The organism is Streptomyces sp. NBC_01454, from assembly GCF_036227565.1.
GTDB lineage: Bacteria > Actinomycetota > Actinomycetes > Streptomycetales > Streptomycetaceae > Streptomyces.
This window is the reverse complement of sequence record NZ_CP109460.1, coordinates 4988605-5013153: the sequence shown is the minus strand read 5'-3', so window position 1 is coordinate 5013153 and position 24549 is coordinate 4988605. Positions and strand designations below refer to the sequence as shown.

The window sequence follows — 24549 nt, the reverse complement described above, 5'->3', positions numbered from 1 at the left end:
GGGCGTGCGTGGTCGACTTCCCCACCGTGGTGACGTCTCGCCGTAGCGCCTGCGGCGGGCGTGGGTGGTCGACTTCCCCACCGTGGTGACGTCTCGCCGTAGCGCCTGCGGCGGGCGTGGGTGGTCGACTTCCCCACCGTGGTGACGTCTCGCCGTAGCGCCTGCGGCGGGCGTGAGTGGTCGGGTGCGGTGCCGCTCCTCCGGACTCCGTCCTGCGGCGCGGCCCCTCCCGTGAGTGGGGGGGAAAGACTCGTGGGGGCAAGCGTGATGGCGTCGACCGCGGGCGCCTGACCACCTACCTGCACCCCCACCGGCCTCCACCACCCCCAACGGAAGGGGCCGGACCGCAGGACGAAGTCCGGAGAGCCGGACCCGCAGCCGAACAGCCAGCGCAGCGACAACAGCCCGCCGCAGGCGCAACGACGACAAGCCACCACGGCGGGACGGCCAACAACGTGGGCGCACGGCAAAGCGCGGCGGGACAGCCAACAACGTGAGCGCACGGCAAAGCGCAACGGCGGGCGCCTGACCACCCACCCACACCCCCACCGGCCTCCACCACCCCCAACGGAAGGGGCCGGACCGCAGGACGAAGTCCGGAGAGCCGGACCCGCAGCCGAACAGCCAGCGCAGCGACAACAGCCCGCCGCAGGCGCAACGACGACAAGCCACCACGGCGGGACAGCCAACAACGTGGGCGCACGGCAAAGCGCGGCGGGCCAGCCAACAACGTGCGGCGTCAGATCACTGCGTGCGACGGCCCCCGTAGCTGCCGCTCCGCGCGCGCCACGTCCTCCGCCGCGCGCAAAGCGCGCACCGCGTTGTGCCAGGTGAGTTTGGCCAGGTCGGACTCGGACCACTTGCGGTCCAGGAGTTCGGCGATCAGGTGCGGGTAGCCCGCGACATCGGCCAGGTCGTCGGGGGTGAAGGCGGTGCCGTCGAAGTCGCCGCCGATGCCGATGTGGTCGACGCCCGCGACCTCCCGCATGTGATCGAGGTGATCGGCGACGGTGGCCGCGGTGGCCCTCGGGCGGGGGTGGGCGGCCTCGAAGGCGCGATGGACGCGCATGGCGTCCTCGGTGGTGTCGAGGTGGTGCAGCCCGTGTGCCCGCATGTTCTCGTCGGCGCGCCGGGTCCACTCGACGGCCGCGGGCAGCACGAACTTCGGCACGAAGGTGGCCATCGCGACACCGCCGTTGGCGGGCAGCTGCGCCAGCACGTCGTCGGGGATGTTGCGCGGATGGTCGCAGACGGCGCGGGCGGAGGAGTGCGAGAAGATCACCGGCGCGGTGCTGACGCGCAGCGCGTCGCGCATGGTGTCGGCCGAGACGTGCGAGAGGTCGACCAGCATCCCGCAGCGGTTCATCTCCCGGACGACCTCCTCGCCGAAGGCCGACAGCCCGTTGTGGCGCGGCTCGTCGGTCGCGGAATCCGCCCAGTCGATGGTGTCGTTGTGGGTGAGCGTCATGTAGCGCACGCCCAGCCGGTGCAGCGCGCGCAGGGTGGCCAGCGAGTTGTTGATGGAGTGGCCGCCCTCGGCGCCCATGAGGGAGGCGATCCGGCCCTCGGCGCGGGCCGCCTCCATCTCGTCGGCGGTGTGCGCCGCACGCAGCTCGCCGGGATGACGGGCGAGCAGCTCGCGCACCACATCGATCTGTTCGAGGGTCGCGCTGACGGCCTGGTCGCCCGCGTAGTCGGCGCGTACGTACACCGACCAGAACTGCGCGCCGACGCCGCCGGCCCGCAGCCGCGGCAGATCGGTGTGCAGATGCGCGGACTGGTCGCTGGCGATGTCACGCCGGTCGAGGTCGTAGCGGACCTGCTCCCGCAGCGCCCAGGGCAGGTCGTTGTGGCCGTCGACGACGGGCCAGCGGGCGAGCAGATCCCGGGCGGCGTCCAGGGAGGAGCTCACCGGCCGCCCCCGAAGCCGAAGCCGTCGGGGGAAGCGACCTTGTTGCGCAGCCGCTTGCCCTTCTCGGTGGCCTGGTCGTTCAGCTCCTGCTGGAACTCCCGCATCCGGCCGAGGAGTTCGGCGTCCGCGGTGGCGAGGATCCGGGCGGCGAGCAGCCCGGCGTTGCGGGCGCCGCCGACCGAGACGGTGGCGACCGGGACACCGGCCGGCATCTGCACGATGGACAGCAGGGAGTCCATGCCGTCCAGGTACTTGAGCGGGACGGGGACGCCGATGACCGGGAGCGGCGTGACCGAGGCGAGCATCCCGGGGAGGTGGGCCGCACCGCCGGCGCCCGCGATGATCGCCTTCAGCCCGCGGCCGGCCGCCTCCTCGCCGTACGCGATCATCTCGCGCGGCATGCGGTGCGCCGAGACGACATCGACCTCGTAGGGGATCTCGAACTCGTCGAGGGCCTGGGCGGCGGCCTCCATGACGGGCCAGTCGGAGTCGGAGCCCATCACGATGCCGATGAGCGGGCCGCCGGGCGCCGCGGGCGAGGGGGCGTCGGTGGCCGGTGCGGGGCGGGTGTCGGGCGACGGGCTGGACGTCATTCGGTGATCGTTCCTCGCAGATAACCGGCGGCATGAGCGGCGCGCTCGCGCACGTCGGCCAGGTCGTCGCCGTAGGTGTTGACGTGTCCGACCTTACGGCCGGGCTTCACGTCCTTGCCGTACATATGGATCTTCAACTGCGGGTCCCGCGCCATGCAATGGAGGTACGCGTAGTACATGTCGGGGTAGTCGCCGCCGAGCACGTTGGCCATGACCGTCCAGCGGGCGCGCGGACGCGGATCGCCCAGCGGGAGGTCGAGCACGGCACGGACGTGGTTGGCGAACTGCGAGGTGATCGCGCCGTCCTGGGTCCAGTGGCCGGAATTGTGCGGGCGCATGGCCAGCTCGTTGACCAGGATCCGGCCGTCCGCGGTCTCGAAGAGCTCGACGGCCAGATGGCCGACGACGCCCAGTTCCTGGGCGATCCGCAGCGCCAGCTGCTGGGCCTGGCCGGCGAGTTCCTCGTCGAGGCCGGGCGCCGGGGCGATCACGGTGTCGCAGACGCCGTCGACCTGGACGGACTCCACGACCGGGTAGGCCACGGCCTGGCCGTGCGGGGAGCGGACGATGTTGGCCGCCAGTTCACGGACGAAATCGACCTTTTCCTCCGCGAGGACGGGCACCCCGGCACGGAACGGCTCGGCGGCCTCTTTGGAGGATCGCACCACCCAGACGCCCTTGCCGTCATAGCCGCCGCGGACGGTCTTGAGGACCACCGGGAAGCCGTCCGGCGCCTGCCCGCCGCCGAGCTCCGCGGCGAAGCGCTCGACGTCCGCGGGGTCGGAGACGAGGCGGTGGCGCGGGCAGGGCACGCCGATCGCCGCCAGCTTCGCCCGCATCACCCCCTTGTCCTGGGCGTGCACCAGCGCATCCGGGCCGGGCCGGACGGGGATCCCGTCGGCCTCCAGGGCCCGTAGATGTTCGGTGGGGACGTGCTCGTGATCGAAGGTGATCACATCGCAGCCACGCGCGAACGCCCGCAGGGTGTCCAGATCGCGGTAGTCGCCGATGACGACATCACCGACCACCTGAGCCGCCGAGTCCTGCGGAGTGTCACTGAGGAGCTTGAATCTGATGCCGAGGGGGATACCCGCCTCGTGGGTCATACGGGCGAGCTGACCGCCGCCGACCATGCCGACTACCGGGAACGTCACGTCCCCAGGGTATCCGCACGGCGCCGCGGCCCCGACCCCGGCTTGGATGATCCTCTGAGTTCGCACGTTCGAAGATCGCCGACAGAGGACCGGCGCCGGCCCCGACTCCCGGGCCGGCGGGCACAGCCGGCGCCCGGAGTGGGCCCGGCGAGGGGGAGGCCGGATGGAGAACAGCGGCATAGCCAGGGGCACGCGGACGCTGGTGATCGCGATCGCGCTCACCGCGCTGCTGATCGCCCTGCACTCCGTTTTCAGCCAGCTGTCCGCGCCGCGGATCTATGACGCGGACGACACCGAGATCATGGTCTCCCCCGGTGACCGCTTCAGCGTGCAGGTCGACGACGAGGGCGCCGGCGGCTACCGCTGGATCATCGCCGACCCCCGCCCCGACCCGGCCGTCCTGCGGGCCACCGGCTCCCGGGTGGTCCCCGGCGGCGCACGAGCCGGCTCGGGCCCCGTCCGCCGGCTCGGCTTCCGGGCCGTCCACCCGGGCCGTACGGACTTACGGCTGCTGCGCTGCCGGCGCTGCGGCACCGGCGCGGCCGACGAGGCGGGCGCCCGCAGCCTCAACTTCCGGGTGACCGTGGGCTGACCGCTACGGACGTGTGGCGTTGCCTACGGAGTGAACGGATGGCGGGCAGCGGCGTCGAGCCGTGGTTAGCATGAGGGAGCGAGCCAGCGTTGACGGCCGCGGACACCGCCCACGACGGGGAGCTGAACGAACACCATGAGTGAACGGAGCGCACTGCGGTCGAGGCTGGAGGCGCTCACCCGGGAACTGGTGAAGTTCGGTGCGGTCGGCGGCGTGGGTGTCGTGGTCAACTTCGCGGTGTTCAACCTCGTCCGGCATCTGACCGAGGTGCCCGTCGTGCGGGCCAGCATCGTGGCGACCGTCGTGGCGACCGGTACCAACTACCTGGGTTACCGCTACTTCACCTACCGCGACCGCGACAAGCAGGGCCGCACGAAGGAGCTGACGCTCTTCCTGCTGTTCAGCGTCGTCGGCCTGGTCATCGAGAACGGTGTGCTCTACATCGCGACCTACGGCTTCGACTGGGACTCCCCGCTCCAGAGCAACGTCTTCAAGTTCCTCGGCATCGCCGTCGCCACGCTCTTCCGCTTCTGGTCCTACCGCACCTGGGTCTTCCGTGCGCTGCCCGCGCGGGAGGCGGTGGAGACCGCCGAGTCCTTCCTCGCCGACGGCTCGCAGCGCCCGCGCAGCGCCTCCAGGAGGTAGCCCCGGGCCGCCGGGGACGCCTTACTCCTCGGCGGCGGTGGGCTCCTGCTCCCGGGCCAGGAACAGCGCGAAGACCGGCGGATGCTGCTGGAGCAGCTCCAGCCGCCCGCCGTCCGCCTCCGCCAGATCGCGCGCCACGGCCAGCCCCAGGCCCGTGGAGTTGCGGCCGGAGACGGTCCGCTCGAAGACCCGTGAGCCCAGGTCGGGCGGGACGCCGGGACCGGCGTCGGTGACCTCGACGACGGCCTGGTTGCCGGTGACGCGGGTACGCAGCGCGACCGTCCCGTCACCATGCATCAGCGAGTTCTCGATGAGGGTGGCCATCACCTGGGCGACCGCGCCCGGCGTGCCGACGGCCCGCAGGCCCTTCTTGCCGGAGCGCACGATGGCCCGCCCCGCGCTGCGGTAGGCCGGCCGCCACTCCTCGATCTGCTGCTTGACCACCTCGTCCAGATCGAAGGCGACCGCCGAGCCGCTGCGCGGGTCGCGGGAATTGGTCAGCAGCCGCTGGACGACGTCCGTCAGCCGCTCCACCTGCGCCAGCGCGATGGTGGCCTCTTCCTTCACGGTGTCCGGATCGTCGGTGAGAGTGATCTCCTCCAGCCGCATCGACAGCGCGGTCAGCGGGGTCCGCAGCTGGTGGGAGGCGTCCGCGGCCAGCCGCCGCTCGGCGGTCAGCATCCGGGCGATCCGCTCGGCGCTGGCGTCCAGCACATCGGCGACCCGGTCCAGTTCCTGCACGCCGTAGCGGCGGTGGCGCGGGCGGGGGTCGCCGGAGCCGAGCCGTTCGGCGGTCTCCGCGAGGTCGGTGAGCGGCGCAGTCAGCCGGCGGCCCTGGCGGATGGCCAGGATGACGGCGGCGATGATCGCCAGCAGCGCCACGGCCAGGATGATGAGCAGCGTCCGGCCGATCTCCGCACTGACCGTGGAGCGGGACTCCTGGACCGTGACGGACTCCCCGCGGTCGCCGCGCACCGACGAGGCGATCACGTCGCCCGAGGGACGGTGCCCGATCTCGATCGGCGCCTTGCCGGGCACCTTGATCTCGGCGTGCCGCTTCGCGGTGATCTGCTCGGAGAGGATGCCCGGGGTGATCTTCTCGCCGCTGCCCAGCCGGCTCTCCACTATGCCGACCAGCCGGACCGCCTCCGAGGCCACGCTCTCCTGCGCACCGGACTGGATGGTGCGGGTCTCGACGATCACCAAGGAGACGCCGAAGACAGCGATCACGACGAGTACCACGGCGAGCGTGGAGTTGATCAGGCGGCGGCGCACGGGCCCCTAGCTCTTCTCGAAGCGGAAGCCGACTCCGCGGACGGTGGCGATGTAGCGGGGGTTGGCGGCGTCGTCCCCGAGCTTCTTGCGCAGCCAGGAGATGTGCATGTCGAGCGTCTTGGTGGACGACCACCACGTGGTGTCCCAGACCTCGCGCATCAGCTGGTCACGGGTGACCACCCGGCCGGCGTCCCGCACCAGGACCCGCAGCAGGTCGAACTCCTTCGCCGTGAGCTGGAGTTCCTCCTCGCCCATCCAGGCACGGTGCGACTCGACATCGATGCGTACGCCGTGGGTGGCCGGCGGCTGCTGGGGCTCGGCGGTGGAGCCGCGGCGCAGCAGGGCCCGTACGCGGGCGAGGAGTTCGGCGAGCCGGAAGGGCTTGGTGACATAGTCGTCGGCGCCGGCGTCCAGGCCGACTACGGTGTCCACCTCGTCGGCGCGGGCGGTCAGCACCAGGACGGGGAAGGAATGGCCTTCGTTGCGCAGCCGGCGGGCGACCTCCAGGCCGTCCATGCCGGGCAGCCCCAGATCCAGGACGACGAGGTCGATATTTCCCTGGAGACCGGCGTCGAGCGCCGTCGGGCCGTCCTCGCGGACCTCGACTTCGTAACCCTCGCGGCGCAGTGCGCGGGCGAGCGGCTCCGAGATGGACGCGTCATCCTCGGCGAGCAGTACACGGGTCATGGGCCGATGGTAGTCCGATGTATCCGCACCGAGGGGCGGACCAGCGCGGATGGCCCACGGCGGACCCGTGACTGCGCCGTTGGCGCCGTGAGCTGCGCAAGCGCGGGCGCGCGCGAGGGCGCGCGGGCGCCCCGTGCGACGCCCATGGTTCCCGGTAGCGGTGTGAGCGTTGTCTCACCCCGCCCAACCGCGCCGGAAGCAGACGTATGGTGTTTCGACGTCCATGGCACCACCGCCGGGCCGATGACTCTCAACTGACGTCACCGGCCCCCCGTTGTGTGCCGGGCCGGTACCACCGGCCCTGAAACACAACGATCGACCTGCCGACCGGGTCCGCCGCGCGCTTGCTCTTCGGGGGGCGTGGATGCCGGGGTATCGACCGTCCTGCCGGCCCCTCGCGGGGAGCCGAACCTCCCGGACGTGGGGGCGGACGTCGCTCCACCGGTGCCGGTCATCCCCCACCCGGGCGCGTATCGCCTGCGAACGCGTCCCGTAGCAGCAAGGAAGCATCCATGGCGTCCAGCCTGACGAAGGACGCGGCCCAGCAGGGGAACCCTGCGAACGGCGGCAAAACCTTCTTCGGCCATCCGCGCGGACTGGCCACTCTCTTCATGACCGAGATGTGGGAGCGCTTCAGCTTCTACGGCATGAAGGCCCTTCTCCCGCTGTACCTGATCGCGCCCGGCGGCATGCACATGCAGGCCACCACGGCCACGGCGATCTACTCCGTGTACATGGCGATGGTCTACCTGCTCGCCCTGCCGGGCGGCTGGATGGCCGACCGCTTCTGGGGACCGCGCAAGACGGTCGCCATCGGCGCCGGTGTCGTCATCGCGGGGCACATCACGCTCGCCCTGCCCACCGCGGCGACCTTCTTCGCCGGCCTCATCCTGGTGGCGCTCGGCTCCGGCCTGCTGAAGGCGAACATCTCCACGATGGTCGGCCACCTCTACGACGGCCCGCAGGACCCGCGCCGCGACGGAGGCTTCACGCTCTTCTACATCGGCATCAACCTCGGTGCCTTCCTCGCCCCGCTGTCCATCGGCACCGTCGGCGAGAGCGTCAACTGGCACTTCGGCTTCACGCTCGCCGCCGTCGGCATGGCACTCGGCCTCGGCCAGTTCCTGCTCGGCACCCGCCACCTGAGCGCGGAGAGCAGCGTCGTCGCCCAGCCCGCGACGCCCGAGGAGAAGGCGTCCGCGCTGCGCAAGGGCCTGATCTGGCTGGCCGTCGCGGCCGTGTTCTACACCCTGCTCGGCGTGAGCGGGAACTTCGCCGACTGGGCGCTGATGCCGATCACCATCGCCGGCCTGGTCATCCCGATCGCCGTCCTGGTCCGCATGAAGCGCGACAAGGACGTCACGGAGCTCGAGCAGTCCAAGCTCTCGGGCTACATCTGGTTCTTCGTGGTCGCCGCCGTCTTCTGGATGATCTACGACCAGAACGGCTCGACGCTGTCGATCTTCGGCGAGAACTCCACGACGAACGACCTGCTGGGATTCCACTTCCCGACGTCCTGGTACCAGTCGCTGAACCCGGTCTTCATCATGGCGCTCGCCCCGGTGGTCGCCTCGGCGTGGCTGTGGCTGAACAAGCGCGGCAAGGAGCCCAGCACCGCGGTCAAGTTCGCGTCCAGCCTCGCGCTGATCGGCCTCTCGTTCGCGGTCTTCCTCGTCCCGCTGCTCGACACCGCCGCCAACGGCGGCAGGGTCAGCCCGATGTGGCTGGTGGCGATCTACTTCGTCCAGACCGTCGGTGAGCTGTGCCTCTCCCCGGTCGGCCTGTCGGTCACCACGAAGATGGCGCCCGCCAAGTACAGCTCCCAGATGATGGGTGTCTGGTTCCTCGCGGTCACCGCGGGCGACTCCGTCTCCGGTCTGCTGACGTCGCCGCAGCTGAACGTCGACCTGAACAACTCGGTCTCGGTCACCGTCGAGGCCGCCCTCGCGGTCATCGCCGGCATCGGCATCTGGATTTCCCGCAAGCGGATCAAGGAGCTGATGGGCAGCGTCAACTGACGCCCTGCCGGCCCCGGACAGCGGAAGGGGGCGTCGCACCGCCGGTGCGACGCCCCCTTCGTGCATCCCGTGGACGTGCCGCGTCAGCGGATGCGTGCCCGGCGCCGCGGCAGGAACGTGAAGACCGCCCCGCCCAGCAGGATGGCCGTCCCGGCGAGGAGGCCCAGCGCCGTCAGTCCGCCGTGATCATTCGCACCGGTCTCGGCGAGGCCGCCGCCGGAGCCGCTGCCGCCCGAGGCGCCGGCCGCTCCCGCCGTGCCGCCCCCGGAGGCCGCCGCACCGCCCGAGGCGGCACCGGAGGTGCCGCCCTGCTGCGCCGCGGTGTCCAGGATGAGCGAGGCCCCCGGGTCCTTCTCCGGGGTGCAGGTGGTGGTCGTCCCGAGGGCGTTGACGGTGAGCACACCCGGGGTCAGCGTGGCCTTGCCGGTGGCGCCCGGCTTGTAGCTGCCCGTCAGGTCGGGGATCGCGATCGGCTGACCCGACTTGATCGGGCCGGCGTTCGCCGGCCCCGCGACCTTCACCGATCCCTTGTCCGCGCCTGCGACCTTGACGTCCATGGACGGCTTGACCGAGCCCGCGGGAATGTCCGCCGGGCTGTCCATCACGGACTTGGCGAACTTCACCGTCAGGTCGTAACCGCCGCTCTTCTTCACGGCGTTGATCTGGACCGGCGAGGTCGCCTTCTTGTCCCCGATGGGCGTCTTGCAGGCGTACGGGACCTGCACCTCCTTGCCCTTGTACGCGGTGCCGTCGGGGTCGCCGCCGGAACCGCCGGACGTGCTGCCGCCGGAGCTCGTGCCGCCCGACGCCGCGCCGCCGGAGGTGCCGGCGCTGGTGCCGCCGCCCGAGGTGCCCGACGTCGTACCGGCCGTGGTCCCGCCAGACGTACCGGCTGTCGTCCCGCCCGAGGTGCCGGCCGTGGAGCCGCCCGTCGTGCCGGACGTGGAGCCGCCGGTCGTGCCGCCGGAACCGCCCCCGCCGTCGGTCACCTTGATGGTGACCGCGGGCTTGACGGTCTCCTTGGGCGAACACTTGGTGTCCGTCGAGATCGGCTTGTTGACGTTGATGTTGTAGAAGCCGGGCGCGAGGGTGACCTCACCGGCCTTGGTCAGCTTCAGCTTGCCCTTCATGTCGGACAGCTTCATCGCGCCGCCCTTGGGGATCGGCGGATTCTGCCGTGGCCCCTCCATCGCCAGATCGCCGGTCTGTGCCCCGGCCACCTTGACCGTGCCGGTCGGCTGGACGGTGTTCTCGCCCAGATCGAGGATGTCGGGGTTCTTGGAAGCACCCTCCACCGTCTTCCAGACCACCTCGATCTCGTCGCCGACCTTGGCCGTCTCCGGCGCGCTGACCGCGACCTTGGTGGTGCCCTCGATCGGCGGCAGCCCCGATATCGGTGGCGGCAGACACTCCGTTTTGTACGAGACCTCCGCCGCCTGGGCGGTCCCGGCCGCGGCCATGATGCCCGCCCCCGCGAGCACCAGCGCGGCCGCCGAGGCCACCGCCGCTCTCCTCCGTTGCCTCATCACGCAGAACCTTTCGACGTCGGGCGTTCGGTTGATGTGGTCGTGGACGGTGCGGTGTCCGGGGTGAACCACGGCAGCCCCCCGGAGTCACCCGGCGTGCCGGGGCCGTCCGTGGAGCCGTCGTGCGCGGTGCGGTCCGTGCGGTCCGTGCGGTTCGTGCGGTCCGTGCGGTTCGTGCGGTCCTTGGTGCGGATGCGGGCGCGGATGCCGGGCGGCCGGCCGGCGGCGTGCGTGCCGCCCCGGTCCGGCCGGTGCGGACGGACCCGGTCCACGAGCGCCATCCCGATGCGGAACACCGCCGTCGGGATCACCACGCAGAGCAGCGCCCAGAAGAGCGTCACGCCCCAAGGGCGGCCGACCCCCCATGGCTGCTCGACCAGGGTCCGGCCGCCGTAGGCGAGGGAGACCAGATAGTCCCCGTGCGCGCCGGCCGGCAGCTCGACCGGCAGCGTGATCCGCGCCTTCTTCCCGGCGGGGACGGTCCCCCGCCACTGCTGCTCCTCCCACTTGGGTGCGAAGACGCCGTGCGAGGTGCCGACCCGGAAGACCGGGTCCCGGGCCGGCGTCGTGCCGAGATTGCCGACGGTGAGGGTCAGTTCGCGCTGCGCCGGGGCGCCGAACCAGGTCAGCAGGCCGCTGCTGCCCGTCAGCCGCGGCTGGGCGAGCACCGCCAGCCGGCCGGCGGTGGCCTCCCGGGGCAGCGGCGCCACCGGGTGGCCCGCCACCGTGAAGGGCACATCCGCCGCTGCCGCCGCCCCGGTCACGGTCGCCACATGCACCACACAGGGGCAGGGCTTGGGCGGTTCGGCGACCGGAAGCTTTCTGCGGAAGGCGCCGTGGGCGTCGGTGGTGACGGCCCTGCCGTCGGCGTTGGCGCAGGAGTTGCTGCCGCCGATCATGTTCTGTCCGCAGATCAGCAGCGTGAGCAGCGCCCCGGGCCGCCAGCCGTGGCCGGTCACCGTGAGGCTGCCGCCCTTGCCGGCCTCCTTGGCGGAGAGCTGGACGACGGGCGTGCCGTCGGCGGCGGCCTCCGCCCCCGCGGCGGGCAGGAGACCCCACGCCAGCGCCGCGCACAGGACGAGCACGGTCACCGCGCGCCCCCGCGTGCGGCCTCGGCACGTACCGGCGCGGGCCGTGCCGGTGGCCGCACTCCGGCGCGTACCGGTCCGGCCGTTCACGCGCGCGCTCCCGGTCCGGCGCCCGCCAATACGCCGGCCGTGTCCGCCGGTTCGTCCCCGGAGGGCCGCGTCCCACCGCCCGGCCCCGGGGCGGACTCCTCGCCCCGCCTCCCGCCCGGCCCCGCGCCGCGGCGTCGCCGGCGCAGGACCAGCAACCCGCCCGCACCCGCCGCGAGCAGCGGCAGCGGCGCGGCGAGGACCAGATCGAGGGCCCGGCCGGGTGCCAGCGCAGACGGCTGTGTACGGGCGGCCCGCCGCAGCAGCGGGCCGAAGAGCCCGTCGGCCCGCACCCCGATCCGTGGCCTGAGCGCCGTGGTGCCGCGGTTGACCAGCGTGTACCGGATGAGGGCCGCACCGCCCGCGCGACGCACCGACACCTTCTCGACGGTCAGCGCGAACAACACCGGCCCCGTCACCCGCAGATGGAGCGGTACGGTTGCCCGCCGTCCCGCCCCGGTCCCCTTGCCCACGCCGGTGGCGAACAGCGTGCCGGAGCGGTCACCGGGGGCCGCGTCGCGCGGGACGGTCACCGTGAACGGGACGCCCGCCCGGGTGTGCGGCGGGATCCGCACCTCCTTGGAGGCGAGCGTGAGCCACGCTCCGGCCCCGGAGCCGGAGCCGCGCAGCCGTACGGCGACGGTGCGGCCGGTGGGGTTGCTCAGGGACAGCCGGTCGGCCAGGACGGTGCCCGGCGCGCCCTCCAGGTAGAAGAACGGGCGGTCCGGGGCGCCCGGGGCGGCGCCGGCACCCGGGGCGGGGGCGGCGGACCAGCCCGGTGCTGCCGGTGCGGCGGCCGGCCGGGCCGCGGCCGCGGCGGGACACAGCAGCACGGCGGCGGTGGCGAGCATCGCACCGCTGACCGCTGTGCGGAGACGGAACGGCATCGGCGGCTCCTGCGGGTGCGAGGGGGTGCCCCCGCGTGCCGGCCGGGCACGCGGGCGTACGGGGAACGGGGGTGCACCGCGCGGGTCCTGGCGCCCCGCGCGGCCGTCAGGCCCGCTGGTGGCGCCGGGTCAGCCAGAGCACACCGGCCGCACCGGCCAGCAACACCGTGCCGCCGAGGGTGCCCAGCGCCACGGCGGAGTCCGCGGGTCCGGTCTGCGGCAGCTGGGCGCCGGAGGACCCCCCGCCCGTGGCCGCACCGCCGGCGCCTGGTGCGGCACCGCCGGAACCGCCGGTTCCCTTCACGTCCAGGGTCAGCGAGGGCTTGGGGTGGTTGCTCGGGGTGCAGGTGGTGGTGGTGCCCAGCGCCTTGATGGTGAGCGTGGCCGCCGTGAGGGTGACCTTGCCGCTGCCCTTGGGCGTGTACGTGCCGCTCAAGTCACTGATCTTTATGGGGGTGTTGGCCGGAATGGCCTTGTCGTTGGGCGGCCCGGCGACCGGCACCGTCCCGCTCTCCGCGCCGCCGAGAGTGATCAGCGCGCTCGGCTTCATGGCGCCCTTGCCCAGCTCGACGGGGCTGGAGGAGACGCCCTTCTGGAAGGACATCACCAGCTTGTACCCCCCGCCGGCGGGGGTGCCCTTGATGTCGATGGGCGAGACCGCGCCCTTGTTTCCGATCGGCGTTTTGCACTGGTAGTTGACGTCGACGACCTCGGCGTGGGCGGCCGGGGCGGTGAGCATCACCGCGGTCCCCGCCGCGAGCGCAGCCGCCGCGGCGAGGCCGGCGGCCCGGCCCGGGCGCCTGCCGTGCTGTTCGTGGAAGCGGGCCACCTCGAGTTCCCCTTCTCCCGGTGAACGCACCGCCGGATGTTACTGACGGCACATCAGATTTGGCGCTCAAGGTACGCCGGGGACCTTGCCGAGGGAAGGCACAGCACAGCCCCGATCGGCTCCGGGCCCGTGGCGACGGGGAATTCCGGCCCCCTCGGTACGAACCGGGGACACCGGACGGCAGGTTCCGCACACGACGAAGCGCGGGCCCGCAGGCCCGCGCTCAGCACTTCCGGTAGCGACACCGGCGCCTAGGACGGCGCGGCGAGCTCCGCCCAGACGGTCTTGCCCGTGCCGTCGGCGTTGCGCACCACGCCCCAGTCCAGGCACAGTCGCTGCACGATGAACATGCCGTGCCCGCCGGGGCGGCCCGGACGGTGCGGGCTGCGCGGCGCCGGCGCGCCCGCACCGAGGTCGCTGACCTCGAGGTGCAGCACTTTGGCGGTGCAGCGCAGCCGCAGCTCCTCGGGTCCTTCGGCATGCAGGCAGGCGTTGGTGACCAGTTCGGAGACGACGAGCAGCACATCCTCGGCCGCGGCACGCTGATCGGCGCCGGCGGCCGGCAGCCAGCCCCAGTCGTGCAGGGCCTGCCGGGCGAAGTCACGGCCGCGCGCCACAGCGCCCCGGGTGCCCGCCAGACGCAGCCGGCGGACCTGGCCCGCCGGAGTGGCGGGAGCCGGGGCGGCGGAAGCGCCGGCGCTGCCCGGCTCCGGGCCGAGATCGCCCGGCGGATACGGCCGGGTGGTGCTCATCAGCGCTTCACCTCACCGATTCGCCTGTTCACGGAAAACAGATACTGACTGATTCAACGGATTCAGATGTCTCCTGCCCGACCGGACCGTGAGAACACCCACTTCTTGGGTACGGAAGTTGTGACACGGACTACGTGCCCGGAATGCATGGTTCCGGACACCGCGTCACGTCAGTCGGTCAGAGCCGCGTCGAGAGAGTCATGCACCGTGAAGACCGCCTCCGCGCCGGTGATCTCGAAGACCCGGGCCACCACCGGCTGCATCCCGGCCAGATGGACCGCGCCCCCCTCAGCCTCCGCCTTCAGGCGCGCGCCGAGCAGCACATTGAGACCGGTGGAGTCCATGAACTCAAGGGGTGAGCAGTCCACCACCAAGCGTGCATACCCGTCGTCCACACACCCCTCCAGTGATTCACGCAACAGATCCGCGGTGTGGTGATCGAGCTCACCCGCGACCGTCACCACCGCGCTGGCGCCGTGATGGCGGATCTCGACATGAAGCCGGCCCCGGCTTGCACTGCCGACCGTCCCGCGGTCCATGCGTGCGCACCCCTCATTGCTGTCTAGACGACTGTTTGCTTACGACTGCGCTGGTCGAACCCTACGCCTTCCCGACGCGGGCCGGTAGCCGGAACAATCCGCATATTGCCCAATATACGGACACCGCGCACTTGCCATCTTCACGTAAAGCCAGGTAGGCGTAGAAGCACACATCCAACACGGCCGGCTTTGGAGGCGCCGCACACCGCAGCTTCGTGTAGAGGCATCGGCAGCCATATGCCGAGAACGATGGAGGAGACCATGTCACCCCGGCTCGACGAATTGCGTACCGACGACCAACGGCAGCCCGCTTCGTCGACACCCCCGTCCGACCCGACCGGGCTTATCCCTTCCCAGCTGCTCCCTGCTGAATCAGAACTGGCAGAAGAGCCTGAGATCGATGGTCTGCCCGAGATCCCGCCGTTCGACGAGGTGGGCCCGGTGGACGCGAGGGCTCTGTCCAAGACCCTCTTCGAGCGGTTCGAGACCCTCGAAGAAGGCACCCACGAATTCGCGTACGTCCGTAACACGCTGGTCGAGCTCAACCTCGCCCTGGTGAAGTTCGCGGCCTCCCGGTTCCGTTCCCGCAGTGAGCCCATGGAGGACATCGTCCAGGTCGGCACGATCGGCCTGATCAAGGCGATCGACCGCTTCGAGCTGAGCCGTGGCGTCGAGTTCCCGACGTTCGCCATGCCGACCATCATCGGCGAGATCAAGCGTTTCTTCCGCGACACGAGCTGGTCGGTGCGCGTACCGAGGCGGCTGCAGGAGCTGCGGCTGGACCTCGCCAAGGCGGGCGACGAGCTGGCGCAGAAGCTGGACCGCGCGCCCACCGTGCAGGAGCTCGCCGAGCGCCTCGACATCAGCCGCGACGAGGTCGTCGAGGGCATGGCCGCGAGCAACGCGTACACCGCGAGCTCGCTGGACGCCCAGCCCGAGGAGGACGACAGCGAAGGCGCGCTGGCCGACCGCATCGGCTACGAGGACCACGGTCTCGAAGGCATCGAGTACGTGGAGTCCCTCAAGCCGCTGATCGCCGAACTCCCCTCGCGCGACCGGAAGATCCTCTCGCTGCGGTTCGTCGCCAACATGACGCAGTCCGAGATCGGCGAGGAGCTGGGCATCTCCCAGATGCACGTCTCCCGTCTGCTCTCGCGCACGCTGGGAAAGCTGCGCAAGGGCCTGATGATCGACGAGTGAGCCACCGCGGTCACTGCCGGTCGCCCACGACCGGCGGCCGCCCGCGCGAAGGAGGGCCCGCCCCGGGGTTGTTCGGGACGGGCCCTCCTTCGCGTGGCACGGGGCGCGGCCGGACGCCGTGTAACGGCCGCCCCGGCGGAGGCCGTCAGACGAGGACGCCCTTGTGCCACACGGCCGAGACGAGCGGGACGCCCGGCCGGTAGGCGAGGTGGACGTGCGAGGGCGCGTCCAGCAGGGCCAGGTCGGCGCGGGCGCCGGGGGCGATCCGGCCGATGTCCGTACGGCGCAGGGCACGGGCGCCGCCCGCGGTCGCCGCCCACACCGCCTCGTCGGGGGTCATCCCCATGTCACGGACGGCGAGCGCGATGCAGAACGGCATCGAACTCGTGAAGGACGAGCCGGGGTTGCAGTCCGTGGACAGCGCGACGGTGGCGCCCGCGTCGAGCAGCGGGCGGGCGTCGGGCCACCGGGCGCGGGTGGAGAACTCGGCGCCGGGGAGCAGGGTGGCGACCGTCTCGGACTGGGCGAGGGCGTCGATGTCGGCGGCGCTGAGGTGGGTGCAGTGGTCCGCGGAGGCCGCGCCGACTTCGACGGCGAGCTGGACGCCGGGGCCGTGGCCGAGCTGGTTGGCGTGCACCCGCGGCACCAGCCCCTTGGCCTTGCCCGCGGTGAGGACGGCACGGGCCTGGTCGCCGTCGAAGGCGCCCTTCTCGCAGAAGACGTCGACCCAGCGGGCGTGCGGGGCACAGGCGTCCAGCATCGGGCCCGTGACGAGGTCGACGTAGCCGGCCGGGTCGTCGGCGTAGTCGGGCGACACGATGTGGGCACCGAGGAAGGTGACCTCGTCGGTGTGCGCGGCGGCGATGCGCAGGGCGCGGGCCTCGTCCTCGACGGTCAGGCCGTAGCCGGACTTGGTCTCCTGGGTGGTGGTGCCCTGGCGGAGCGCCTCGGCGAGATAGCGGGCCACGTTGGCGTGCAAGGCCTCGTCGGAGGCGGCGCGGGTGGCGGCGACGGTGGTGCGGATGCCGCCGGCGGAGTAAGGGCGGCCGGACATCCGGGCGTTGAACTCCGCGGTGCGGTCGCCGGCGAAGACCAGGTGGGAGTGGGAGTCGACGAAGCCGGGGACGGCGGCCCGGCCGGCGGCGTCGACGGCGTTGTCAGTGGCGGGTGCTTTGCTGGAAGCACCGACCCAGGCGATGCGGTCGCCGTCGATGACGACCGCCGCGTCCTGGATCAGACCGAGGGGGCCTTCACCGAGGGAGGGGTCGTTGGTGACCAGCTGGGCGATGTGGGTGAGGGCGGTGGTCGGCGCGGAGGTCGTCGTCATCGCGGGGGTGTTCTCCTTCAGCCGCGTACGGCGGCGATGGACTCTGCCAGGGCGGTGGGTACGTCGGCGAGAAGAGTGTGCACGCCGTCGCGGACGATCTGCCGCCCGCCGACGATGGTGTGTCGCACATCCGCGGCGGAGGCGGCGAATACCGCCGTCTCGGCGCCCAGCCGGGGAAGTGGCCCGGCGGTGCGTACGGAGTCCAGTGCGATCGTGGTGAAGTCGGCCAGCGCGCCTGCCTGCAGGGCGCCGGCGTCTTCCCAGCCGAGGGCCGCATGACCGTCGGCGGTCGCGGCGCGCAGCAGGGCGGCGGCCGTCCAGTGCCCGCGGGTGCGGGTGCGCAGCCGTTCGTCGAGCTCCATGGCGCGGGCCTCTTCGAGCAGGTCGATGACGGCATGGCTGTCGCTGCCGAGGGACAGCGTGCTGCCGCGGCCCTGGAGGCGGGCGGCCGGGCCGATGCCGTCGGCCAGATCGCGTTCGGTGGTGGGGCACATGCACACGCCCGTGCCGGAGTCGCCGAGCAGCTCGACGTCCTCGCCGGTGAGATGGGTGGCGTGCACGGCCGTGGTCCGCGGGCCCAGCACCCCGTGCTCGGACAGCAGTTGGGTGGGGGTCCGGCCGTGGGCCTCGTGGCAGGCGTCGTTCTCGGCGGTCTGCTCCGAGAGGTGGACGTGCAGGGGGGCCTGCCGCCCGCGGGCCCACTCGGCGACGGTGGCGAGCTGGGCTGCGGGCACGGCGCGTACGGAGTGGAGGGCGGCGCCGATGCGGGCGTGCTCGTGGCCGTCCTTGAGGGCGTCGGCGCGCTGGGCCCAGCTCTCGGCGGTGCCGTCGGAGAAACGCAGCTGGTGGTGGTTGGGCGGGGCGCCGAAGCCGGCCGAGAGATAGGCGGTGTCGAGGAGGGTGATGCGGATACCGGCGTCGGCGGCGGCCGCGAGCAGCGCCTCGCCCATGGCGTTGGGGTCGCCGTAGCGGGTGCCGCCGGGCGCGTGGTGGAGGTAGTGGAATTCGCCGACGCAGGTGATGCCGGCCAGCGCCATCTCGGCGTAGACGGCGCAGGCGAGGGCGTAATAGGTGTCGGGGGTGAGCTTGTCGGCGACGCTGTACATGACCTCGCGCCAGGTCCAGAAGGTGCCGGTGCCGACCTGCACGGTGCCGCGCAGGGCGCGGTGGAAGGCGTGCGAGTGGGCGTTGGCGAGACCGGGCAGGGTCAGCCCGCGCAGCGTGGTGGCGCCGGGCGGCGGGGTGTCGACCCCGGTGCGGACGGCCGTGATCCGCCCGTCCGCGACGTCCACGGCCACGCCCGGCTCGACGTGCGTGTCGAGCCAGGCGTGTTCGAGCCAGTAGGTCGTCGGTGTGGCCTGCGTCGTCAGCGGCACGCCAGCCCCTCCAGTACGTCGGCGAGTGCGGTGACCCCGGCGGCGCAGTCGTCCTCCGCCGCCGCTTCGGCGGGTGAGTGCGACACCCCGGTGGGGTTGCGTACGAACAGCATGGCGGTGGGGACGGTCCCGGACAAAATACCGGCGTCGTGTCCGGCGCCGGTGCCCAGCACGGGCACGGTCCGCTCCCGCCCCTTGCCGAGGATCGCGCTCAGCTCGTCCCGCAGGGCGTGCTGGAACTCCACGACGGGGGTGAAGGATTCGCGCACGACGGTCAGGTCCACGCCGTCACGGGCGGCGCGCTCGGCGGCCGCCTGCTCGATCCCGGTGATCACGGTGTCCAGGGTGTCCTGGTCGGGCGCCCGGGAGTCCAGCCAGCCGCGCACGAGCGAGGGGATGGCGTTGACCCCGTTCGGCTCCACACTGATCTTCCCGAAGGTGGCCAGGGCGCCGGCCAGCCGGGCCTGTTCCCGCGCGGCGAGCACGGTCGCGGCGTAGCTGAGCATCGGGTCGCGGCGGTCCTCCAGGCGGGTGGTGCCGGCGTGGTTGGCCTCGCCCTGGAAGTCGAACCGCCAGCGGCCGTGCGGCCAGATGGCGGAGGCGATGCCGACCGGGTCGCCGGACAGGTCCAGGGCGCGCCCCTGCTCGACGTGGAGTTCGACGAACGCGCCGATCCTGGCGAGCCGTTCGGGGTCCGGCCCGATGGCTTCGGGGTCGTGGCCGGCGCTCTCCATGGCCTGCGGGAGGCTGATGCCGTCGCCGTCGCGCAGCCGGTGCGCGGCCTCGGTGGTCAGTGCCCCGGCGGCGAGCCGGGAGCCGACGCAGGCCAGGCCGAAGCGGGCGCCCTCCTCGTCGCCGAAGTTGACGATCGCCAGCGGCCTGTCGAGCTCCGCTCCCCTTTGGCGGAGTTCGTCCAGCGCGGCGAAGGAGGAGACGACGCCCAGCGGGCCGTCGAAGGCGCCGCCGTCCGGCACGGAGTCCAGGTGGGAGCCGGTGACGACGGCGTCGCCGGGGGCCACGTCCTGGTGACCGGTGGCGCCGAGCCAGGCCCACTGGTTGCCGTTGCGGTCCAGCTCGTAGGCGAGCCCGCGGGCCTCGGCCTGGGCCCGGAACCACGCGCGGCAGTCGGCGTCGGCCCCGGTCCACGCGTAGCGGCGGTAGCCCCCGGAGGAGGAGTCGCGGCCCAGCGGCCGCAACTCCTCCCACATCTCGTGGAACGAGGCGGTCACGCGCCCTCGCCCTCGCGCATCGGGATGCGGACACCGCGCTCGGCGGCCACCTCGTCGGCGCGCTCGTAGCCCGCGTCGACATGCCGGATGACGCCCATACCGGGGTCGTTGGTGAGCACCCGGCGGATCTTCTCGCCGGCCAGCGGGGTGCCGTCGGCGACGGTGACCTGGCCGGCGTGGATCGAGCGGCCCATGCCGACGCCGCCGCCGTGGTGCAGCGAGACCCAGGAGGCGCCCGAGGCGACATTGACCATGGCGTTGAGCAGCGGCCAGTCGGCGATCGCGTCCGAACCGTCCTTCATGGCCTCGGTCTCGCGGTAGGGCGAGGCGACGGAGCCGCAGTCGAGGTGGTCACGGCCGATGGCCAGCGGGGCCTTGAGCGTTCCGTCGGCGACCATCTCGTTGAAGCGCTCGCCGGCCTTGTCGCGCTCGCCGTAGCCGAGCCAGCAGATGCGGGCGGGCAGGCCCTGGAAGTGGACGCGCTCACCGGCCAGCTTGATCCAGCGGGCCAGCGACTCGTTCTCCGGGAAGAGGTCCAGCATCGCCTTGTCGGTGGCGGCGATGTCCCGGGCGTCGCCGGACAGCGCGGCCCAGCGGAACGGCCCCTTGCCCTCGGCGAACAGCGGGCGGATGTAGGCGGGGACGAAGCCGGGGAAGGCGAAGGCCCGCTCGTATCCGGCGAGTTGGGCCTCGCCGCGGATCGAGTTGCCGTAGTCGAAGACCTCGGCGCCGGCGTCCATGAAGCCGACCATGGCCTCGACGTGCCGGGCCATCGACTCGCGTGCCCGCTGGGTGAAGTCGGCGGGCTTCGCGGCGGCGTAGGCGGCCATGTCGTCGAAGTCGATGCCGACCGGAAGGTAGGCCAGCGGGTCGTGGGCGCTGGTCTGGTCGGTGACGATATCGATCGGCGCGCCCTCGGCGAGCATCTGCGGCAGCAGCTCGGCGGCGTTGCCGAGCAGGCCGATGGACAGCGGCTTGCGCTGGTCACGGGCCTCGACGGCGAGCTGGAGCGCATGCGCGAGGCTGTCCGCGCGCACGTCCAGGTAGCGGTGCTCGATGCGGCGCTCGATGGCGCGCGGGTCGACGTCGATGCAGATCGCGACGCCGTCGTTCATGGTGACGGCGAGCGGCTGGGCGCCGCCCATGCCGCCGAGGCCGGCGGTGAGCGTGATCGTCCCGGCCAGCGTGCCGCCGAACTTCTTCGCCGCGACGGCCGCGAAGGTCTCGTAGGTGCCCTGCAGGATCCCCTGGGTGCCGATGTAGATCCACGAACCGGCGGTCATCTGCCCGTACATGGTCAGACCGAGGGCCTCCAGGCGGCGGAACTCCTCCCAGTTGGCCCAGTCGCCGACGAGGTTGGAGTTGGCGATGAGCACCCGCGGCGCCCACTCGTGCGTCTGCATCACGCCGACCGGCCGGCCGGACTGGACGAGCATCGTCTCGTCCTGCTTGAGCGTGGTGAGCGTGCGCACCATCGCGTCGAAGGAGCGCCAGTCACGTGCGGCCTTGCCCGTCCCGCCGTAGACGACGAGCTGGTCCGGGTGTTCGGCCACCTCCGGATCGAGGTTGTTCTGCAGCATGCGCAGCGCGGCTTCCTGCTGCCATCCCCGAGCACTCAGCTCCGTACCGCGCGGTGCCCGCACGGGTCGCGGTCCCGACATGGGCCGTGCCTCCCTGACGTCGAATGGATTGAGCTATTCACATATTGATGTCGGTGAATAGCGTTAGTCAACAGGGTGCGGGGACGGCGCGCGCCGCATGGCACGGGATCCGGCCTACCGGCGGAGGATTTTTGACTTTCCCACCAGGAAAGTCTGTGCTAACTTTCCTGGTGGGAAAGTCAACGGGGAACGCATGAACGCCTTGGGGAGGCGATGGCCATGAGCACACCGGTGGATGCCGAACGGGCCTGGCAGGATCTGCAGCGCATCCGGGTACCGCAGGAGCGGGTCTACGACGAGGTCGAGAGAAGCGCCCGGAGCGACGCCGGGCCGACGTACGTCACGGCCGCCGTGATGTGGGTGTTCCTCGCCGTCACGGGCCTGGATCTGCCCATGTGGGCCTTCTGGCTGGTACTGACCGCCTACTTCGCCGTACTGAGCACCGTCGCGGTGATCCACAACCGCAGAAGCCGGATCCGGCTGCACCGCTCACGCCACAGCTGGCGGTCGTTCGCCACCTTCTTCGCGGGCATGGTGGTCACTCTCGCGACCATCCTGGCCTCCGGCTTCGTGGCCGACCGGCTGGCACTGCCGTGCGCCAGCCTGATCCAGGCCACCGTTTCGACCGGCGCCTTCGTGCTCTTCGTCGGCCCGGCGAACCGCTGGGCGGTCAGCGCACTGCGCGACCGCGGCACGAGAGCCATCCAGGAAGGGGTGGGCCGATGAGCACGCCGAGCGGCTTCGACGAACTGATCCACCCCTCCACCCGCCTGTCCGTGGTGGCCCTTCTCGCCGCCACGGAGTGGGCCGACTTCTCCTTCATCCGCGACAGCCTCTCGCTCAGCGACTCCGCACTGTCCAAGCAACTGCACACCCTGGGAGAGGCCGGATATCTGGAGCTCCACAAGGAGGGCGCCGGCCGCAAACGGCGCACCAAGGTCCGGCTGACCAGCCGCGGCCGCACCGCCTTCGAGGGACATGTGGCCGCACTCCGGGCCATCGTCGAGGGCGCGGGACCGGCAGCGGACACCACTGCGGCGACGGAGTCCGCCGCGGCGCCGGCCTCAGGGACACAGGACCAGCAACAGCGCGCGGAGGCGGGCCGATGACCACGACCGAGCACCCGATCACGACCCCGGCGGCGACCACGCCGGCGGCGGCCCCAGGATCCGGCACGGCCCATGAAGGCGTCGTCCAGGTACGGGACTTGCGGATGTCGTACGGCGGCACCACCGTCCTGCACGGCATCGACCTGGAGATCCACCGCGGCGAGATCTTCGCACTGCTCGGCCCCAACGGCGCCGGGAAGACCACCACGGTCGAGATCCTGGAGGGCTTCCGGCAGCGTTCCGCCGGGGAGGTCCGCGTCCTGGGGACGGACCCGGCGCGCGGTGACGACGCCTGGCGCGGCCGGGTCGGCCTGGTGCTCCAGTACTGGCGCGACCACCGCCGCTGGCAGGTCGCCGAGCTGCTCGCGCACTTCGCCACGTACTACCCGCACCCCCGCGACCCGTCCGAGCTGCTGGCCCTGGTCGGCCTCACGAAGCAGGCCGGCCGACAGGTCGGCCAGCTGTCCGGCGGTCAGCGCAGGCGCCTGGACGTGGCCCTGGCCATCGTCGGCCGCCCCGAAATCCTCTTCCTGGACGAGCCGACCACCGGCTTCGACCCCGAGGCCCGGCGCGACTTCCACGATCTGGTCGAACGTCTCGCCCGCGACGAGGGCGTGACGATCCTGCTCACCACGCACGATCTGGCGGAGGCCGAACGGCTGGCCGACCGGATAGCGATGCTGGTCAACGGCCGGATCCGGATCTCCGGCACGCCGGCGGAACTGGCCCGGCAGGCCGCCGCCCAGGCCGAGGTCCGCTGGACCGGGGCCGACGGCACGGCCCGCCAGGAACGCACCGCCGACCCGTCCCGGCTGGTCTGGGAACTCCACCACGAGACGGGCGGACCGATCGCCGATCTGGAGGTCCGCCGCCCGACGCTGGAGGACACCTATCTGCACATGGTGCACCAGGACGACGGACACGGGGACGGCAGCAGCGCCAGTGACGGGACCGGGGCCGGGACCGAGGCCGGGACCCGAGCCGGGGCCGGGGCCGACGCCCCGGAGGGGGAGGAACGAGCCGCATGAGGGGGACCGATATGACAGCCGCAGCGCAAGCAACAACGACAACGGGGACGGGAACGGGCACGGCCGAGGGGGCCGACACGACAGGCGCGACGGAGGCGCCGGGCACCGCCGGCGCGACCGGCCGGACCGGGCCTGGGCAGCCGCACGGCGCGGCCCCGGGGAAGACCGCACCACGCTCCCGCCGCCGTTCCTGGCGCTCCGGCTTCCTGCGCGGGCGGATCGAACTGCGCCACCTCCTGCGTAACCCCAAGGAGATGAGCGGCCATGTGATCAATGTCGTCGTGGCACTGCTGCTCGCGAGCTATATCCACGGCAAGGTGCCCGGCACCCATGTCCCCATGGCCCATCTGACGCTCGCGGGCTTCTCCGCCTATCTGCTGTTCCAGATCGGGCTGGTCAACCTCCCGCAGATTCTGGTGACCGAGCGCGAGGAGGGCACCCTGCTGCGGCTGCGCGCCACTCCCGGCGGCATACCCGCCTACCTCATCGCCAAGTCGCTGCTGGTGGTCGTGATGGCCTTCGGCACCCTGGCTCTGCTGCTGGGAGCCGCCGCCCTGCTGGTGGACGGGCCGCTGCCGCACGGGCCCGACGGCTGGCTGACGCTGCTGTGGGTCAGCGCGCTGGGACTGCTCGCCGTCGTACCGCTGGGCGCGGCCATCGGCGCCGTGCTGCCGAACCCGCGCGAGGCGCTCGCGCTGATCATGCTGCCCACGATGGCGCTGCTGTTCACCTCGGGAGCGATGTTCCCGCTCGGCTCGCTTCCCGCCCTGGTCCAGAAGATCGCCTCGGTCTTCCCCCTCAAGTGGATGGCCCAGGGCCTGCGCTCCGCCCTCCTGCCGGACGCCGCACGCGCCGCGGAAGCGGCCGGCTCCTGGGAGCTGCCGAAGGTGGCCCTGATACTCGGCGCCTGGGCCCTCGCCGGCTTCCTCCTCGCGGTCCCGCTGCTCCGCCGCGCCGCCCGCCGCGAGTCCGGCTCCCGTCTCTCCGAACGCCACCGCAAGGCGGGACTCAGCGGCAGCCAGGGGGCGTGACGGG

At 72.1% G+C, this 24549-nt stretch carries 23 protein-coding genes; 8 read left to right on the top strand and 15 right to left on the bottom strand.

The window, feature by feature from the left end; all coding sequences use genetic code 11:
- Positions 1-739 precede the first annotated feature (739 nt).
- From OIU81_RS22295 to OIU81_RS22285, 3 genes are read right to left on the bottom strand one after another with little or no spacing between them, the layout of a single operon-like run.
- Entirely contained in the window at positions 740-1912 is a 1173-nt protein-coding gene (locus OIU81_RS22295; protein ID WP_329150572.1) for a dipeptidase, read from the bottom strand.
- A complete protein-coding gene (gene purE, locus OIU81_RS22290) occupies positions 1909-2505 on the bottom strand; it encodes a 5-(carboxyamino)imidazole ribonucleotide mutase (protein ID WP_329150570.1) in 597 nt (198 codons plus the stop codon). Before purE ends, OIU81_RS22295 begins: the two co-directional genes overlap by 4 nt.
- Positions 2502-3659 (bottom strand): 5-(carboxyamino)imidazole ribonucleotide synthase, encoded by a 1158-nt coding sequence (locus tag OIU81_RS22285; RefSeq protein WP_329150568.1) that lies wholly within the window; start codon positions 3657-3659, stop codon positions 2502-2504. The genes purE and OIU81_RS22285 overlap by 4 nt, the downstream gene beginning before the upstream one ends.
- A 163-nt stretch (positions 3660-3822) precedes the next feature.
- Here OIU81_RS22285 and OIU81_RS22280 point away from each other — a divergent pair, with 163 nt between their 5' ends.
- Positions 3823-4251, top strand: coding sequence for a protease inhibitor I42 family protein (locus tag OIU81_RS22280; protein WP_329150567.1), 429 nt, complete (start codon positions 3823-3825; stop codon positions 4249-4251).
- Positions 4252-4386: 135 nt separating this feature from the next.
- Complete coding sequence (locus OIU81_RS22275) at positions 4387-4896, top strand: GtrA family protein (protein ID WP_329150565.1); 510 nt, start codon at positions 4387-4389, stop codon at positions 4894-4896.
- A 21-nt stretch (positions 4897-4917) separates the two neighbouring features.
- Here OIU81_RS22275 and OIU81_RS22270 read toward each other — a convergent pair whose 3' ends face one another.
- The gene (locus OIU81_RS22270; protein WP_329150563.1) at positions 4918-6171 is read right to left on the bottom strand and encodes an ATP-binding protein; all 1254 of its coding nucleotides are present in this window, start codon (positions 6169-6171) and stop codon (positions 4918-4920) included.
- Positions 6172-6177: 6 nt separating this feature from the next.
- Positions 6178-6858 (bottom strand): response regulator transcription factor, encoded by a 681-nt coding sequence (locus OIU81_RS22265; protein WP_006605209.1) that lies wholly within the window; start codon positions 6856-6858, stop codon positions 6178-6180.
- A gap of 512 nt (positions 6859-7370) precedes the next feature.
- Between OIU81_RS22265 and OIU81_RS22260 the strand changes: the two genes are divergently transcribed.
- Positions 7371-8876 carry a peptide MFS transporter gene (locus OIU81_RS22260; RefSeq protein WP_329150560.1) on the top strand — a complete coding sequence of 502 codons (1506 nt, stop codon included), beginning with the start codon at positions 7371-7373 and terminating at the stop codon, positions 8874-8876.
- 83 nt (positions 8877-8959) lie between these two features.
- Here OIU81_RS22260 and OIU81_RS22255 read toward each other — a convergent pair whose 3' ends face one another.
- The 6 genes from OIU81_RS22255 to OIU81_RS22230 all read right to left on the bottom strand — a co-directional run bounded on the left by OIU81_RS22255 (position 8960) and on the right by OIU81_RS22230 (position 14584).
- On the bottom strand, positions 8960-10402 hold the full coding sequence (locus OIU81_RS22255; protein ID WP_329150558.1) for a hypothetical protein: 1443 nt from the start codon (positions 10400-10402) through the stop codon (positions 8960-8962).
- A complete protein-coding gene (locus OIU81_RS22250) occupies positions 10402-11493 on the bottom strand; it encodes a hypothetical protein (RefSeq protein ID WP_443074025.1) in 1092 nt (363 codons plus the stop codon). The genes OIU81_RS22255 and OIU81_RS22250 overlap by 1 nt, the downstream gene beginning before the upstream one ends.
- 83 nt (positions 11494-11576) lie before the next feature.
- Complete coding sequence (locus OIU81_RS22245; protein ID WP_329331154.1) at positions 11577-12464, bottom strand: COG1470 family protein; 888 nt, start codon at positions 12462-12464, stop codon at positions 11577-11579.
- A gap of 106 nt (positions 12465-12570) precedes the next feature.
- On the bottom strand, positions 12571-13293 hold the full coding sequence (locus tag OIU81_RS22240) for an LPXTG cell wall anchor domain-containing protein (protein ID WP_329155289.1): 723 nt from the start codon (positions 13291-13293) through the stop codon (positions 12571-12573).
- A gap of 251 nt (positions 13294-13544) precedes the next feature.
- Positions 13545-14045, bottom strand: coding sequence for an ATP-binding protein (locus OIU81_RS22235; RefSeq protein ID WP_329150554.1), 501 nt, complete (start codon positions 14043-14045; stop codon positions 13545-13547).
- A 170-nt stretch (positions 14046-14215) separates the two neighbouring features.
- Positions 14216-14584, bottom strand: coding sequence for an STAS domain-containing protein (locus OIU81_RS22230; RefSeq protein ID WP_006605202.1), 369 nt, complete (start codon positions 14582-14584; stop codon positions 14216-14218).
- Between the two features lie 249 nt (positions 14585-14833).
- Between OIU81_RS22230 and OIU81_RS22225 the strand changes: the two genes are divergently transcribed.
- Positions 14834-15784, top strand: coding sequence for an RNA polymerase sigma factor SigF (locus tag OIU81_RS22225; protein WP_329150552.1), 951 nt, complete (start codon positions 14834-14836; stop codon positions 15782-15784).
- Between the two features lie 145 nt (positions 15785-15929).
- Here the strand turns inward: OIU81_RS22225 and hutI are convergent, their stop codons facing one another.
- The 4 genes from hutI to hutU are packed head-to-tail and all read right to left on the bottom strand — an operon-like array spanning position 15930 to position 21377.
- Positions 15930-17111: an imidazolonepropionase gene (gene hutI, locus OIU81_RS22220; protein WP_329150550.1), complete on the bottom strand. Its 1182-nt coding sequence runs from the start codon at positions 17109-17111 to the stop codon at positions 15930-15932.
- A gap of 17 nt (positions 17112-17128) precedes the next feature.
- The gene (locus OIU81_RS22215; RefSeq protein ID WP_329150547.1) at positions 17129-18487 is read right to left on the bottom strand and encodes a formimidoylglutamate deiminase; all 1359 of its coding nucleotides are present in this window, start codon (positions 18485-18487) and stop codon (positions 17129-17131) included.
- Positions 18478-19695, bottom strand: a complete 1218-nt coding sequence (locus tag OIU81_RS22210; RefSeq protein WP_329155287.1) for an allantoate amidohydrolase — start codon at positions 19693-19695, stop codon at positions 18478-18480. Before OIU81_RS22210 ends, OIU81_RS22215 begins: the two co-directional genes overlap by 10 nt.
- A gap of 17 nt (positions 19696-19712) precedes the next feature.
- A complete protein-coding gene (gene hutU, locus OIU81_RS22205; RefSeq protein WP_329150545.1) occupies positions 19713-21377 on the bottom strand; it encodes a urocanate hydratase in 1665 nt (554 codons plus the stop codon).
- Between the two features lie 219 nt (positions 21378-21596).
- Here hutU and OIU81_RS22200 point away from each other — a divergent pair, with 219 nt between their 5' ends.
- Genes OIU81_RS22200 through OIU81_RS22185 form a run of 4 tightly spaced genes read left to right on the top strand, consistent with a single transcriptional unit; the run spans position 21597 to position 24545 of the window.
- Positions 21597-22103 carry a hypothetical protein gene (locus OIU81_RS22200; RefSeq protein WP_329150543.1) on the top strand — a complete coding sequence of 169 codons (507 nt, stop codon included), beginning with the start codon at positions 21597-21599 and terminating at the stop codon, positions 22101-22103.
- On the top strand, positions 22100-22486 hold the full coding sequence (locus tag OIU81_RS22195; RefSeq protein ID WP_329150541.1) for a transcriptional regulator: 387 nt from the start codon (positions 22100-22102) through the stop codon (positions 22484-22486). Before OIU81_RS22200 ends, OIU81_RS22195 begins: the two co-directional genes overlap by 4 nt.
- Complete coding sequence (locus OIU81_RS22190) at positions 22483-23514, top strand: ABC transporter ATP-binding protein (RefSeq protein WP_329150539.1); 1032 nt, start codon at positions 22483-22485, stop codon at positions 23512-23514. The genes OIU81_RS22195 and OIU81_RS22190 overlap by 4 nt, the downstream gene beginning before the upstream one ends.
- Before the next feature lie 11 nt (positions 23515-23525).
- Positions 23526-24545, top strand: a complete 1020-nt coding sequence (locus tag OIU81_RS22185; RefSeq protein WP_329150537.1) for an ABC transporter permease — start codon at positions 23526-23528, stop codon at positions 24543-24545.
- The last annotated feature ends 4 nt before the right edge of the window (positions 24546-24549 follow it).

What these genes read in the sequence shown, in the direction of transcription:
- purE (WP_329150570.1), bottom strand. Translation starts at nt 2,505, where the DNA reads ATGACGTCCAGCCCGTCGCCCGACACCCGCCCCGCACCGGCCACCGAC.
- OIU81_RS22280 (WP_329150567.1), top strand. Translation starts at nt 3,823, where the DNA reads ATGGAGAACAGCGGCATAGCCAGGGGCACGCGGACGCTGGTGATCGCG.
- OIU81_RS22275 (WP_329150565.1), top strand. Translation starts at nt 4,387, where the DNA reads ATGAGTGAACGGAGCGCACTGCGGTCGAGGCTGGAGGCGCTCACCCGG.
- OIU81_RS22265 (WP_006605209.1), bottom strand. Translation starts at nt 6,858, where the DNA reads ATGACCCGTGTACTGCTCGCCGAGGATGACGCGTCCATCTCGGAGCCG.
- OIU81_RS22260 (WP_329150560.1), top strand. Translation starts at nt 7,371, where the DNA reads ATGGCGTCCAGCCTGACGAAGGACGCGGCCCAGCAGGGGAACCCTGCG.
- OIU81_RS22255 (WP_329150558.1), bottom strand. Translation starts at nt 10,402, where the DNA reads ATGAGGCAACGGAGGAGAGCGGCGGTGGCCTCGGCGGCCGCGCTGGTG.
- OIU81_RS22245 (WP_329331154.1), bottom strand. Translation starts at nt 12,464, where the DNA reads ATGCCGTTCCGTCTCCGCACAGCGGTCAGCGGTGCGATGCTCGCCACC.
- OIU81_RS22235 (WP_329150554.1), bottom strand. Translation starts at nt 14,045, where the DNA reads ATGAGCACCACCCGGCCGTATCCGCCGGGCGATCTCGGCCCGGAGCCG.
- OIU81_RS22230 (WP_006605202.1), bottom strand. Translation starts at nt 14,584, where the DNA reads ATGGACCGCGGGACGGTCGGCAGTGCAAGCCGGGGCCGGCTTCATGTC.
- OIU81_RS22225 (WP_329150552.1), top strand. Translation starts at nt 14,834, where the DNA reads ATGGAGGAGACCATGTCACCCCGGCTCGACGAATTGCGTACCGACGAC.
- hutI (WP_329150550.1), bottom strand. Translation starts at nt 17,111, where the DNA reads ATGACGACGACCTCCGCGCCGACCACCGCCCTCACCCACATCGCCCAG.
- OIU81_RS22210 (WP_329155287.1), bottom strand. Translation starts at nt 19,695, where the DNA reads ATGTGGGAGGAGTTGCGGCCGCTGGGCCGCGACTCCTCCTCCGGGGGC.
- hutU (WP_329150545.1), bottom strand. Translation starts at nt 21,377, where the DNA reads ATGTCGGGACCGCGACCCGTGCGGGCACCGCGCGGTACGGAGCTGAGT.
- OIU81_RS22200 (WP_329150543.1), top strand. Translation starts at nt 21,597, where the DNA reads ATGAGCACACCGGTGGATGCCGAACGGGCCTGGCAGGATCTGCAGCGC.
- OIU81_RS22195 (WP_329150541.1), top strand. Translation starts at nt 22,100, where the DNA reads ATGAGCACGCCGAGCGGCTTCGACGAACTGATCCACCCCTCCACCCGC.
- OIU81_RS22190 (WP_329150539.1), top strand. Translation starts at nt 22,483, where the DNA reads ATGACCACGACCGAGCACCCGATCACGACCCCGGCGGCGACCACGCCG.
- OIU81_RS22185 (WP_329150537.1), top strand. Translation starts at nt 23,526, where the DNA reads ATGACAGCCGCAGCGCAAGCAACAACGACAACGGGGACGGGAACGGGC.